Consider the following 13,504-nt stretch of genomic DNA (forward strand, 5'->3'; position numbering starts at 1 on the left):
GGGGAGTGCGCCGGCTTCTTATGAGGAGGTAGAGGGCTGTCAGGGCCGTTGCGGTGGCGAGGATGTAAGTGAGGAGCGTCGGGAGACCTATGGTCACGGCGGCCGTGATCCAGGTGGCGAGTGCGGGGGCGAGCAGGCGGAGGTCTTGGGTCATACGCGGACCATCGGCTTCAGGTCGGCGAAGCGGCGGGCGCCGATGCCGCTGACGTCCCGGAGCTGTTCGATCGAGCGGAACGCGCCGTGCCGGGTGCGGTAGTCGACGATCCGCTGCGCGAGGACTGGACCGACGCCGGGGAGATCGTCCAGTTGCTCGGCCGTGGCGGTGTTGAGATCGAGTGGGGCGGCGGGCGCTGCGGAACCGCCTGATGGGGGCGGAGACGGGGCGCCGGCGACGGCCGCGGGGCTGCGGACGCCCACCGCGATCTGTTCGCCGTCCACCAGTTTCCGGGCGAGGTTGAGGGTGCCGGTCTTCGTGCCGGGGCGCACGCCGCCTGCGGCCTTGATCGCCTGGGCGACCCGGGAGCCGGACGGCAAGGTGATCACTCCTGGGTGCCTGACCTTGCCGAGGACGTGCACGACCACCGTGGAGCCGGCCGCCGGGGTCGCGGGCACGGCGGGCCGGACGTCGGCGAGGGTGGCGCTTGGGAGCGGCCCGGCGGAGGGCCGCGGGCGCGGCCGGGCCATCCACAGGTATCCGGCGGCCACGACGGCGGCGACCACGCAGATGAGGACGAGGATGCGGATGTTCGACCGGTCGGGACCCGCGCGTAACCGGGCCGACGGCGGCGTCTCGGGAGGACGCAGCCGGCCCATCAGGGAGTACAGCCGGTCCCGCGTGTCGGTGTTCATATCGCCCGACGGTAGGCGGGGCTCAGGGGCTGGCGCGCACGCTCCGGGAACTGTGGATAACTCTCCGTCAGCTGATGTCGGGGCGGCGGGCGCAGACCTCAGCAGAGTCGCCAGGGGGTGTGAGCTGGAGCGGGACGCGCTCGAGCCTCGCGGCCGGGAGGCTGCTGTCCTTGCGGTCCCCGGCTGGACGGTGGAGGGCACGGCTGCCATGGTGCGCGACCGGCGAACTCCGGTTCAGAGGTGGGGGGCCACGACCACCGCCAGCATGCCGGGGCCTACGTGGGCGCCTATGACCGGGCCTACCTCGCCTACGTGGACGTCCTCGACGTCCGGTATGCGGTCGCGGAGGCGGGCGGCCAGGGAATCGGCGCGGGACGGGGCGGCGAGGTGCTGGACGCCGAGGTCGACCCGGCGGTCACGGGCCTCGGTGACCGCCAGTTCCTCCAGCCGCGCCAGGGCGCGTGTGGCGGTCCGGACCTTCTCCAGCGCTTCTATGCGGCCGTCCGCGATGTCCAGGAGGGGCTTCACCATGAGCGCCGAGCCGAGCAGTGTGGCCGCGGCGCCGATCCGTCCGCTGCGGTGTAGATGCTCAAGGGTGTCGACGTACAGGAGCGTCCGGGTGAGCCTGGCCCGGCGTAGGGCGGCGTCCGCGGCCTGCTCGCCTGTGCCGCCGGACAGGGCGGTGGCCGCCGCTGAGAGAACGGCGAAGCCGAGGGCCATGCCGATGGTTCCGCTGTCGACGACCCTTACGGGGACGGGTGCGTCGTCGGCGGCGAGCCGTGCCGCCTCTACTGTCCCGGACATGGCGGCGGACAGGTGAACGGAGACGACTTCGCTGGCGCCCGCGTCCGCGGCGGCCCTGTAGGCGTCCGCGAAGCGCGTTGGGGACGGACGGGACGTCGTGATGTTCAGCTCATGGGCGGCCTCGCCGGTGCTGATGTCGTCCCGGGTGGCGCCGCCGACGGCGATCTGCAGGGGAACGACGGTCAGCGCGCAACGCTCGGCGAGGCCCCGCGGTAGGTGGGCGGTGGAGTCCGTGACGACCGCGACGCCGCTGCCCATGAAGGGACGCTACCCGCGGAGAACGCGTCAGGGCTGGACGGGCACGCCGCCGCGCCAGATGCGCAGGGCGCGGAGGCCGAACGCCCAGGCGAACGCGCCCTCGTGGTCGGCGTCCCACAGGACGATGTCGGCGAGCATGCCGGGCGCGAGGGAGCCTCGGTCGCCGACGCGGAGGGCCGCGGCGCCGCCGAGGGTGGCGGCGCGCAGAGCCTCGGTGACGCTGAGTCCGAACATCGCGACGGACAGCCCGATGACGAGGGGCATCGACGTGATGCCGCACTGCCCGGGGTTGTGGTCGGTGCCGAGCGCGACGGTGACGCCGCGGTCGAGCATCTGCCGGACGGGCGCGGGCGCGCGGCTGCTGTTCAGGGAGCTGCCGGGGCAGACGGTGGCGGTGACGCCGGCGTGGGCGAGGGCCTTGATGTCGTCGTCGTTGGCCTGGGTGAGCAGGTCGGCGGACGCGCAGCCGACTTCGGCGGCGACCTGCGCGGCGCCGACGCGCTCGTTGGCGCAGGCGTGCATCCGCGCCTTGAGCCCGGCGCGCTTGCCGGTGAGCAGGAGGGCGCGGGCCTCTTCGGCGGTGAAGTGGCCCTCGTCGCAGTAGACGTCGATGGAGTCGGCCCCGGCGACGGCGGCGTCGCCCGCCCACAGGCGGACGGCCTCGATGTAGTCGCGGCGGCGGCCGAAGAACTCGGGCGGCAGGATGTGCGCGGCGAGGAACGTGGCGTGGATGCGCGGCATGGCCGGTTCGCCTTCGAGCGAGCGCAGCATCCGGATGTCGGCGAGTTCGCCGTCGCGGGTGAGGTGGTAGCCGGTCTTGGCCTCGACGGTGGTCGTCCCGGCGAGGATCCACTGGCGGAGCCGTTCGCGGACGCCGTTGCAGAGCGTCCAGGGGTCGGTTCCCCGGGTGACGGTCACGGTGGAGTTGACGCCGCCGCCCGCCGCGGTGATGGCGGAGTGGGACGATCCACTGGTGCGCATGGCGAGTTCGGCCCACCGGTTGCCCGCGTAGACGGGGTGGGAGTGCGCGTCGATGAGCCCTGGGGTGACCAGGCCGCCGCCGAGGTTCTCCACGTGGTCGACGTCGACGATGTCGTCGATGATGCCGGGGACGCGCTGCGGCAGGTCGGACGCGGGCCCGGCCCAGACGATGCGGTCGTCGTGGATGAGCACGGCCGCGTTGCTGCAGACGTCGGTGCCCGTCCAGAGCCTGCCGATGTTCGTCAACAGCCGTACGGTCATAGGGTCACCGACCTGGGTGGGGCATGGCGCGCTTCAGCGCGGAACCGGGCGACGTGTGGCGATGGTGCGGGCCGCCTGCCCTCTTTCCCATGGTCGGGCCTGCCGTGCGTGTGGGGCGGGCCACTTGCTCTCGATCTCGCGCTGGACCTGTCATGCGTGGGCCACCTGCTCTCGATCCGAAACGCCGACTGGATGCCGGCGACTCACCGTCGGTGGGTCGGGTGGCCGGACGACCACCAATGGCAACGAGACCGGAGATATCGGTTTCGTCACGGTAGTGCACTGAAGGCCCGTCCGACAACCTCTGATCGCAGCGCATCGACAGCCATCACCCCGCCCCTTAGCTCTACGACCGTACGGATTTCAACCGGACCGTCAAGCGGATTGGGAAAGCTGTCACCGTTCGGCGACCAGGATGAACCGGGGGACGACTTCCAGCCGCCTCCAAACGCCCTAGCGGGCAGGACCGAAACCCGTCGCCGCGCCCGGAACCCTCCCGGCCTGGGGCGGGGCCCGGGCTTCGGAGCCCGGGCCCGCCCGGTTGTCATGCGGTCGGCGCCACGGTTTCGTAGCGGGACAGTTCCCCGGCGAGGTCCGCCGGCATCCTGGCGTGGAGCATCGTGCCCTCCGCCAGGTGCTCCTGCTTGAGCACCTCGCCGCGCTCGTGCACCTGCGCGACCAGGTCGCCGCGCTCGTACGGCACCACGACGTGCAGCTCGCTCTCCAGCCCGGGCAGGTCGGCCTCGATGGCGGCGCGCAGCTCCTCGATGCCGAACCCGGTGCGGGCGGACACGACGACGCTGTGCGGCTCCCGCCGCTGGAGGCGGGCGATCGCGAGCTCGTCGGCGGCGTCCGCCTTGTTGATCACGACGATCTCGGGGATCCCGTCGGCGTCGATCTCCCGGAGCACCTCGCGGACGGCGTCGAGCTGCGCCTCGGGGGCCGGGTCGGACCCGTCCACGACGTGCAGGACCAGCCCGGCGTCGGTGACCTCCTCCAGCGTCGAGCGGAACGCCTCGACGAGCTGGTGCGGCAGATGCCGGACGAACCCGACGGTGTCGGCGAGGGTGTAGGCGCGGCCGCCGGGCGTCTCGGCGCGCCGGACGGTCGGGTCGAGGGTGGCGAACAGCGCGTTCTCCACCAGCACCCCGGCGCCGGTGAGCCGGTTGAGCAGGGACGACTTGCCCGCGTTGGTGTAGCCGGCGATGGCGACGGCGGGCACCGCGTGGCGGCGCCGCTCGCCGCGCTTGGTGTCGCGCGACTTGGACATCTCGGCGATCTGCCGGCGCAGCTTGGCCATCCGGGTGCGGATCCGCCGCCGGTCCAGCTCGATCTTGGTCTCACCGGGGCCGCGGCCACCGATCCCGACGCCGCCGGCGGCGCGGCCGCCGACCTGCCGGGACAGGTTGCCGCCCCAGCCGCGCAGCCGCGGCAGCAGGTAGTCGAGCTGCGCGAGCTCGACCTGCGCCTTGCCCTCGCGGCTCTTGGCGTGCTGGGCGAAGATGTCGAGGATCAGGGCGGTCCGGTCGATGACCTTGACCTGGACGGTCTCCTCCAGGTGCCGGAGCTGGCTCGGGGCCAGCTCGCCGTCGCAGATGACGGTGTCGGCGCCGGTGGCGATGACGATGTCGCGCAGCTCGGCGGCCTTGCCGGAGCCGATGTAGGTGGCCGGGTCGGGGCGGTTGCGCCGCTGGACGAGGCCCTCCAGCACCTGGGAGCCCGCGGTCTCGGCGAGGAGCGCCAGCTCGCGCATGGAGTTCTCGGCGGCCTCGGCGGTGCCGTCCGTCCACACGCCGACGAGGACGACCCGCTCCAGCCGGAGCGCGCGGTACTCGACCTCGGTGACGTCGGTCAGTTCGGTGGACAGGCCCGCGACGCGGCGCAGTGCCCGGCGGTCTTCAAGGTCGAGTTCGCCTGTCATGGGCTCGTACTCGGCTTCGTCCCGGGAATCGAGGGCGTCGAAGGCGTCGAGCTTGGTCTGGTCTGCAGAGAAAGGCTGAGTCATATGTCCTCTGTGCAACGCCGCGGTGCGGCCGTGTCTTCCCGCCGATCGTCTCACGCACCTTCCCCGGTGGTCACGCGGTTATCCGCGCCATCTGGGGCAAGCACCGGGACGGGCCCTGGGGCAGGCCCCGCTTTGACCGGGCTCGGCACCGCGGAGTAGCGTTCTCCACACAACAAAAGACAAATTTCGCTAGACGAAATCACGGGAAGGGCAGGCAGATGGCTGGACTTGACGGCATCGAGGTCACCGGACCCCTCGGCGAGCGTTACGAGGAGATCCTGACCCCCGAGGCGCTCGGCCTGCTCGCCTCCCTGCAGCGCGCGCTCGGCGCACGTCGCGAGGAGCTTCTGGCGGCCCGCGCCGAGCGCCAGCGCGCCCTCTCCGCGGGCGGCACGCTCGACTTCCTGCCCGAGACCGCGAACGTCCGCGAGGACGACTCCTGGCGCGTCGCCGACCCCGCCCCCGGCCTGGAGGACCGCCGCGTCGAGATCACCGGCCCCACGGACCGCAAGATGACGATCAACGCGCTGAACTCCGGCGCGAAGGTGTGGCTGGCCGACTTCGAGGACGCCAACACCCCGCTCTGGGACAACATGATCGAGGGGCAGCTCAACCTGCGGGACGCGCTCGACCGCACTATCGACTTCACCGACGAGAAGAGCGGCAAGTCCTACGCGCTCAAGGACGACGCCGAGCTCGCGACCATCGTCGTCCGGCCGCGCGGCTGGCACATGGAGGAGAAGCACCTCATCGTCGACGGCAAGCCGATGTCCGGGTCGCTGTTCGACTTCGGCCTCTACTTCTTCCACTGCGCGCGCAGGCAGCTCGCCAAGGGCGAGGGCCCGTACTTCTACCTGCCGAAGATGGAGAGCCACCTTGAGGCGCGGCTCTGGAACGACGCGTTCAACCTCGCCCAGGACGCCCTGGACGTCCCGCGCGGCACGATCCGCGCGACCGTCCTGATCGAGACGATCCCGGCCGCGTTCGAGATGGAGGAGATCCTCTACGAGCTGCGCGACCACTCCGCGGGCCTGAACGCCGGCCGCTGGGACTACCTGTTCTCCGTGATCAAGAAGTTCCGGGACCGGGGCACCGAATTCATCCTCCCGGAGCGGAACGCGATCACGATGACCGCGCCGTTCATGCGGGCCTACACCGAGCTGCTCGTCCGGACGTGCCACAAGCGCGGCGCGCACGCGATCGGCGGGATGGCGGCGTTCATCCCGTCCCGCCGCGACGAGGCGGTCAACAAGGTCGCGCTGGAGAAGGTCCGGGCCGACAAGACCCGCGAGTCCGGCGACGGCTTCGACGGCTCGTGGGTCGCGCACCCTGACCTCGTCCCGGTGTGCCGGGAGGTCTTCGACGGCGTCCTCGGCGACAAGCCGAACCAGCGCGACCGGCTGCGCGAGGACGTCCAGGTGTCGGCCGCCGACCTGCTGAACATCAAGGCCACCCCGGGCGAGATCACCGAGGCGGGCCTGCGCAACAACATCGACGTGGCGCTGCGCTACCTCGCGACCTGGCTGGACGGCGCGGGCGCGGTCGCGATCCACAACCTGATGGAGGACGCGGCGACCGCCGAGATATCCCGCTCCCAGGTCTGGCAGTGGATCTACAACGGCGTCTCCACCGCCGAGGGGAGGAAGATCACGAAGGAGTGGGTCGCGGAGCTGCTGGACGAGGAGCTCGCCAAGATCCGGCAGGAGCTGGGGCAGGCGTACAACGAGCCCCGCTACGACCAGGCCGTGGCGCTCTTCAAGGACGTCACCCTCGCCGACGAGTACTCCGAGTTCCTCACCACCCCCGCCTACCAGCGGTTCCCCTGATCCGCCCACCGGCGGCCGCCCCGGTTCGCGACCGGTGGCCCCGCTGATCGGCGCCCCCACCGATCTTGCGGCCGGCGCGGGGGCGGAGGAAGGTGGAGTGATGGACGCGGGACTCGCGGTGCTCGGCGCGCGGCTGGAAGGGCTGCTCGGCGCCGGGCGGGTGATCACCGATCCGGTGCGGCTGCGGACGTACGAGTGCGACGGCCTGACCAACCACCGGTCGACGCCCGCGATCGTCGTGCTGCCCGACACCGCCGAGCAGATCGCGGCCGTCGTGCGCGAGTGCGCGGCGGCCGGGGTGCCGTACGTGGCGCGCGGGTCCGGGACGGGCCTGTCCGGCGGGGCGCTCCCCCGCGCGGACGGCGTGCTGATCGTCACGTCGCGGATGCGCCGGATCCTGGAGATCGACATTCCGGGTCAGCGGGCCGTGGTGGAGCCCGGCGTGATCAACCTGGACGTGACGCGGGCCGTCCGGCCGCACGGGTACTACTTCGCGCCCGACCCGTCCAGCCAGCAGATCTGCTCGGTCGGCGGGAACGTCGCGGAGAACTCGGGCGGGGCGCACTGCCTGAAGTACGGGTTCACCGCGCATCACGTGCTGTCCTGCGAGGTCGTCACGCCGGACGGCGAGATCGTCGAGCTGCCGGCGGACGGCCCGGGCTACGACCTGCTGGGCGTGTTCGTCGGCGCGGAGGGCACGCTCGGCATCACCACCAAGATCACCGTGCGGCTGACGCGGGTGCCGGAGACGGTGCAGACGCTGCTGGCGGCGTTCGGGTCGATCGAGGCGGGCGGCGGCGCGGTGTCGGCGATCATCGGCGCGGGCGTCGTCCCGGCGGCGATCGAGATGATGGACGCGCTGTCGATCGAGGCGGCGGAGGCGGCGGTGCGCTGCGAGTACCCGCCGGGCGCGGGCGCGGTGCTGATCGTCGAGCTGGACGGCCCCGAGCCGGAGGTCGCGGCGCAGTTCGCCGAGGTCGAGCGGCTGTGCCGGGACGCGGGCGCGTTCGAGATCCGCATCGCCGCCGACGACGAGGAGCGGGCCCTGATCTGGAAGGGGCGCAAGTCGGCGTTCGCCGCGGTCGGCCGGATCAGCCCGGCCTACATCGTCCAGGACGGCGTCATCCCCCGGACCTCGCTCCCGCAGGTGCTGGCGAGCATCGACGCGCTGTCGGCCGAGTCGGGCGTGCGGGTCGCGAACGTGTTCCACGCGGGCGACGGCAACCTGCATCCGCTGGTGCTGTTCGACGACGCCGAGCCGGGCGCGGAGGAGCGCGCGGAGGCGGTGTCGGGCGCGATCCTCGATCTGTGCATCGAGCACGGCGGTTCCATCACCGGCGAGCACGGCGTGGGGGTGGACAAGTCCCGCTACATGCCGCGCATGTTCACCGACGCCGATCTGGACACGATGCAGATGGTCCGCTGCGGCTTCGACCCTGATGGGCTGTGCAACCCCGGCAAGGTGTTCCCGACGCCGCGCCTGTGCGGCGAAGTGCCTGGCGTGCGCCGGGGCGCCCACCCGTACGAGGGAAAGGCGGACCTCTTCTAATGCGGCCCCTGGACGCCCTGGCGAAGGTCTGCGGCGACGTACGGCCCGGTGAGCCCGCGGAGGGTGTGCTCGGTGTGGAGCCCGCCTTGGTCGCGGCGCCGGAAAGCGTGAACGAGGCCGCGGAGGTCATGCGCGTCGCGGCCGAGAACGGGCTGGCGGTCGTCCCGCGTGGGGCCGAAACCCGCCTCGACTGGGGCGCGCCCCCGGAACGGTGCGATCTGCTGGTCGACACCCACCGGCTGGACGGTCTCATCGAACATGCCGCAGGGGACCTTGTGGCGAAGGCAGAGGCGGGGCTGCCGATGGAGCGGCTCGCCGAGAAGCTCGCAGAACGCGGTCAGCGGCTCGCTCTAGACGTTCCCGTGCCCGGTTCCACTGTCGGCGGCACCATCGCCACGGGCGCTGCGGGCCCGCTTCGTTCGCTCTACGGAACGCCTCGGAGCCTGGTCATCGGGTTGACGATCGTCCGGGCGGACGGCCAGATCGCGCGGTCGGGCGGGAAGGTCGTCAAGAACGTCGCCGGGTATGACCTGGGACGGCTCTTCTCCGGCTCGTTCGGCACCCTCGGCCTCATCGTGGACGCGACGTTCCGCCTGCATCCCGTGCCCGCCGCCACCGCCTATGTGGTCTGCGCTGTGAGCGGGCCGGAGGACGCGCATGACGCCGTCCAGACCGTCCTTCACTGTGCGGTGGCGCCGAGCGCGGTGGAGTACATAGGCCCGGGAACGGTCGCGGTCCTTCTGGAAGGCGTCCCGGACGGTGTCGCCGCACGTGCTCGGCAGACTGCGGATCTGCTAGGCGAGAACGCCGAAATCACGGAAACCGCACCGGACGGCTGGGGACGCTACCCGGACGGCTCAACGCTCATCGACATCAGCGCCCCGCCGCCCGCCCTCCGCGACCTCCTCGCCCTGCTCGGCCCGGACACCGCAGTAGCCTGGAGTGGAAGCGGGCACGGCTACGTCGGTCTTCCGTCAGAGTCGACACCGGACGAGGTGGCCGACGTCCTAGGACGGCTACGGAACGCCCTAGGCCGGCACCGTGGCGGCGCCGTCGTCCGCTACACGCCGGAGGAGGTGCGAAGCGAGATCGACCTGTGGGGCCCGGTTCCGGCGCTCGCGCTCATGCGGCGCGTGAAGGACCAGTTCGACCCGGATCACCGGCTGTCCCCGGGCCGCTTCGTGGGAGGAATCTGATGGGCGCAGAGGACGACCTCCCGAATCTGCTGAGCGACTGCGTGCACTGCGGTTTCTGCCTGCCTACATGCCCGACGTACGTCCTGTGGGGCGAGGAGATGGACTCCCCCAGGGGCCGCATCCATCTCATGCAGCAGCATGTGGACGGAGCCCCGCTCAGCGACGCGATGGTGGAGCATTTCGACCGCTGCCTGGGCTGCATGGCGTGCGTGACGTCCTGCCCGTCCGGCGTGCAGTACGACCGGCTCATCGAGATGACCCGCGCCGACGTCGAGCGTGAGCACCCTCGTTCGCTGAAGGAACGTGCCATTCGGGAACTGGTCTTCCAGTTGTTCCCCTACAGGCGGCGGCTCCGTGCACTACGCGGGCCCTTGCGCGCCTACCAGAAATCGGGTCTGGAACGGCTCGTCCGGCGTAGTGGCCTTCTGGAACGCATCTCCCCCTCTGTGGCCGCGATGGAACGGCTTGCCCCGCCCCTGGGCAGGGCATCGAAACTGCCCGAACGGGTCGCGGCGCGTGGTGAGCGGCGGGCGACGGTCGGGATGCTGACCGGCTGCGTGCAGGCCGAGTTCTTCCCCGGCGTGAACGCGGCCACGGCGCGCGTCCTGGCGCTGGAGGGCTGCGACGTCGTCATCCCCAAGGAGCAGGGGTGCTGCGGCGCGCTGTCCATGCACTCCGGCCGCGAGGACGAGGCCCGCGCCTTCGCCCGCCGGACGATCCGGATGTTCGAGGCCGTCGACGTCATCGTGGTGAACTCCGCGGGCTGCGGGTCGGCGATGAAGGAGTACCGGGCGCTGCTCGCCGACGACCCGGCCTGGTCGGGACGCGCTGACGCGCTGTCGGCCAAGACCCGCGACTTCGCGGAGTTCCTCGCCGATCTCGGGCCGCGCGCGAAACGAGAACCCGTTCCGGTCACCGTCGCCTACCACGACGCATGCCACCTGGCGCACGCGCAGGGGATCCGCAGCCAGCCGCGGGAGCTGCTCGCCGCGATCCCCGAGCTGACCGTCCGCGAGATCGCCGAACCGGAGATCTGCTGCGGCTCCGCCGGGACCTACAACCTGTTCCAGCCGGAGGCCGCCGGAGAGCTCGGCGACCGCAAGGCGGTGAACGTGGACGCCACCCGGGCCGAACTACTGGTCGCCGCCAACCCCGGCTGCTCCATGCAGATCGCCACCGCGCTGCGGCGGCGCGGCGCCGGCATCGCCGTGGCGCACACCGCGCAGGTGCTGGACGCCTCCCTGCGGGGCCTCGGTCGCGACGCCCTTCTCACACGCGATTCGTAAGCTCCTGACCTGGCGCATCGCCGATCTGGTCGTCCGGTATCGTGTCTGACTGCTTGAGACAGGACGCGCTTACTGAGCCCCTGAACGGGCCCGAGGGAGCACGCAGACCATGGCCACCAGCTATCGACCGAACCGTTCGCACCGCTCGCACCGCCGGAGAAAGAAGGGCAAGGCGGGAAGGCTCGGGCTCGCCGGGGCCCTCGCCGGAGCCGTGGGCATCGCCGCCGTGGCCGCCGGGATCGTCGTCCTCCGGCCGGACGGGGACTCCGGCGGGGATCCCGCCCGTCCGGCGTCCGCCGGTCAGGGCGGCGACGCGGGGGCGCAGGGCCCGTCCGTGCCCGCCCCGAGGGCCGGTCCCCCGATCGGCTTCATGACGCCGGAGGGCTACGGCTACAGCCTCGCCGCCGTCAGGGCGGGGACGGACAGGCGGCCGCTCGGCGGCACCGGGGCGCCGCCGTCCGGCACGACGTACGCCTACGCCGACTACGTCCTCACCAACAGCCAGCGGCGGCCCGTCCTGCTGGACTATCCGGCCGATCTGTTCCTGCCGGAGGCGCAGGTCCCGGCGTCCACGCGGGAGCGGTGCATGCCGCAGCCCGGCATCCCGGACGACATGTGCACCCTCCCGAACAAGAGCATGATCACCGCCCGGGTCGGCGGGGCGAAGGCGCCCGTCGACGAGAACGGCAGCCTGATGATCCCGGCGGGCGCCTCGTACGTGGTGCGGATCGCCACCGAGCTGCCGGTCGACGCGGACATCTCCACCGGCGACCTGCGGCTGTACGTGTGGAACGCGCGGTTCACCAACGACCGCAAGGGCGTCCAGCTCGCGTTTCCTTGAGCGTGGTCTTGGATTATCGGGGTGTCGTGAACCCGATGTCCTGGTAGGCGGGCTCGAAGAAGCCGCAAGCGCCCATGTTGGCCAATCCCGCGCGGGTGGCGACGAGCTGGGGACGCTGGTACAGCGGCAGGACCGATGCTTGTTGCCAGATGAGCCGATCGGTTCTGTTCACGAGAGCGTGAATTCTCCCAGGGTCGACCTCGGCAATGGCGCGATCCATGGCGGCGTCTATGGCCACTGTGCCGATACGGGAGAAATTCTGCTGGACGCGGTCGCCGTGGGGGCGGGCGAAGACCGCCTGCATGGGCGACACCGGGAAGGGCGTGCCGAGCCAGGAGAACGGGACGATGTCGAAGTTCCCGGGCGCGACGTACCGGTCGAACGCGTCGTCGGCGGGCACCGGAACGATGTCCACGCGGATACCGACGCGTTCGAGCAGGGCGCGGGTCAGTTCCCCTTCCCGTTTGCCGATCGGAACTCCGGACGGGACGACGAAGCGCAGGGAAAGCGTCCGTCCTGCTTTGGTCCGGTACTTGCCCTGACCTGGTGGGAGCTTCCAGCCTGCCTCGTCCAGGAGTTGTCTGGCGCGGGCCGGGTCATATCTTCCGAGGTCCCCGGAGTTGTCCTGGTAGCCGTCCTGGGTGTTGACGTAGAAATGGTTGCCGAGCGTCTGTACGGGCACCCCGAGCCCGGAAAGGTCGGCTCTGGCGATGGTGCGACGGTCGATGCCGAGCATGACGGCCCGCCGCACCCGCACGTCGGACAGGACGGGGCTTGTCGCGTTGAGCGTGAAATGCCGCCAGTCCGGACCGCCCGCCCGGCGTATTGCGGCCCCTGGAATTTCCTGGACGCGTTTCAGGGCGCCCGCGTCGAGGCCGATGTCCATCAGGTCGATCTCGTCGTTGGCGAACGCGCCGGGCATCGCGCTGGTGTCCATGGCGCGGTAGACGATCCGGTCGAGTTTGGCGGGAGCGCCCCACCAGGCGGGGTCGCGGACGACGGTGAGGGTCTTGGCCGTCCGGTCGATTCCCTGGATCTTGAACGGGCCAGACGTGACAGGCAGGCGATTCAACCAGCCGGTGTTGAACGCGCGTGGCGTGGAGTAGGCGGTGGCCGGGTAGAGCGGGCTGAACAGGCTGCGCCAATCCGCATACGTCCCGTCGAAAGTCACTTTTACGGTGTGTGCGTCTGCACCTTGTTGGATGCGCTTGATTCGGCTGTAGCCGGTGATGGTGGAGACCTCGTATCGCGTGTCACGTCCAGAGAGCGCGTGCGCCTGCGCGACGAAGTCGGCTCGTCCGATGGGTCGGCCGTCCGACCACTTGGCCTTCGGGTTGAGCCGGTAGATGACCGTCTGACCGTGCTTCGTGCGCCTCAACGTCGCCGACCGGAGATATTCGGGGACGGGACGCGGCACGGCCTTCGCGTCGGGCCGCATCAAATACGGCAGGACGCCCTGAATGACGTGCTCAACCGCTCCCTTGGTGCCGTTGACGTGGTTGAAGTTCCATTGGGTTGGGAACTCCGGCAGTGGCCAGCGAAGCGTCCCTCCGTCCATGACACGGTCACGCGGGGTCGGATTGACATCGGACGCTGGCAGCCGACCGGACGCCGTTTGGCTGAACGACTCCCCCGTCGCACTGCAGCC

At 71.1% G+C, this 13,504-nt stretch carries 10 protein-coding genes; 5 read left to right on the top strand and 5 right to left on the bottom strand.

Annotated elements, in window-relative coordinates:
• Positions 1-150 precede the first annotated feature (150 nt).
• The 4 genes from E1264_RS44480 to hflX form a co-directional block, all read right to left on the bottom strand.
• Positions 151-849: a ComEA family DNA-binding protein gene (locus E1264_RS44480; RefSeq protein ID WP_243710756.1), complete on the bottom strand. Its 699-nt coding sequence runs from the start codon at positions 847-849 to the stop codon at positions 151-153.
• Between the two features lie 234 nt (positions 850-1,083).
• Positions 1,084-1,911 carry a DegV family protein gene (locus tag E1264_RS05120; protein ID WP_132170069.1) on the bottom strand — a complete coding sequence of 276 codons (828 nt, stop codon included), beginning with the start codon at positions 1,909-1,911 and terminating at the stop codon, positions 1,084-1,086.
• Positions 1,912-1,938: 27 nt separating this feature from the next.
• Complete coding sequence (gene hutI / locus E1264_RS05125; protein ID WP_132170071.1) at positions 1,939-3,153, bottom strand: imidazolonepropionase; 1,215 nt, start codon at positions 3,151-3,153, stop codon at positions 1,939-1,941.
• A 544-nt stretch (positions 3,154-3,697) separates the two neighbouring features.
• Complete coding sequence (gene hflX / locus E1264_RS05130) at positions 3,698-5,074, bottom strand: GTPase HflX (RefSeq protein ID WP_243710760.1); 1,377 nt, start codon at positions 5,072-5,074, stop codon at positions 3,698-3,700.
• A gap of 302 nt (positions 5,075-5,376) precedes the next feature.
• On the opposite strand from hflX, the gene aceB reads away from it, so the two are divergent.
• The 5 genes from aceB (at position 5,377) to E1264_RS05155 (ending at position 11,856) form a co-directional block, all read left to right on the top strand.
• A complete protein-coding gene (gene aceB / locus E1264_RS05135; RefSeq protein WP_132170075.1) occupies positions 5,377-6,984 on the top strand; it encodes a malate synthase A in 1,608 nt (535 codons plus the stop codon).
• Between the two features lie 100 nt (positions 6,985-7,084).
• Positions 7,085-8,533, top strand: a complete 1,449-nt coding sequence (locus E1264_RS05140) for an FAD-linked oxidase C-terminal domain-containing protein (protein ID WP_132170077.1) — start codon at positions 7,085-7,087, stop codon at positions 8,531-8,533.
• Entirely contained in the window at positions 8,533-9,729 is a 1,197-nt protein-coding gene (locus tag E1264_RS05145; RefSeq protein WP_132170079.1) for an FAD-binding oxidoreductase, read from the top strand. The genes E1264_RS05140 and E1264_RS05145 overlap by 1 nt, the downstream gene beginning before the upstream one ends.
• The gene (locus E1264_RS05150; protein ID WP_132170081.1) at positions 9,729-11,015 is read left to right on the top strand and encodes a heterodisulfide reductase-related iron-sulfur binding cluster; all 1,287 of its coding nucleotides are present in this window, start codon (positions 9,729-9,731) and stop codon (positions 11,013-11,015) included. The genes E1264_RS05145 and E1264_RS05150 overlap by 1 nt, the downstream gene beginning before the upstream one ends.
• A 109-nt stretch (positions 11,016-11,124) precedes the next feature.
• Positions 11,125-11,856, top strand: a complete 732-nt coding sequence (locus E1264_RS05155) for a hypothetical protein (RefSeq protein WP_132170083.1) — start codon at positions 11,125-11,127, stop codon at positions 11,854-11,856.
• 13 nt (positions 11,857-11,869) lie between these two features.
• Here E1264_RS05155 and E1264_RS05160 read toward each other — a convergent pair whose 3' ends face one another.
• Complete coding sequence (locus tag E1264_RS05160) at positions 11,870-13,414, bottom strand: ABC transporter family substrate-binding protein (RefSeq protein ID WP_243710757.1); 1,545 nt, start codon at positions 13,412-13,414, stop codon at positions 11,870-11,872.
• Between the last annotated feature and the right edge of the window lie 90 nt (positions 13,415-13,504).

This window comes from Actinomadura sp. KC216 (assembly GCF_004348535.1).
Classification (GTDB): Bacteria; Actinomycetota; Actinomycetes; order Streptosporangiales; family Streptosporangiaceae; genus Spirillospora.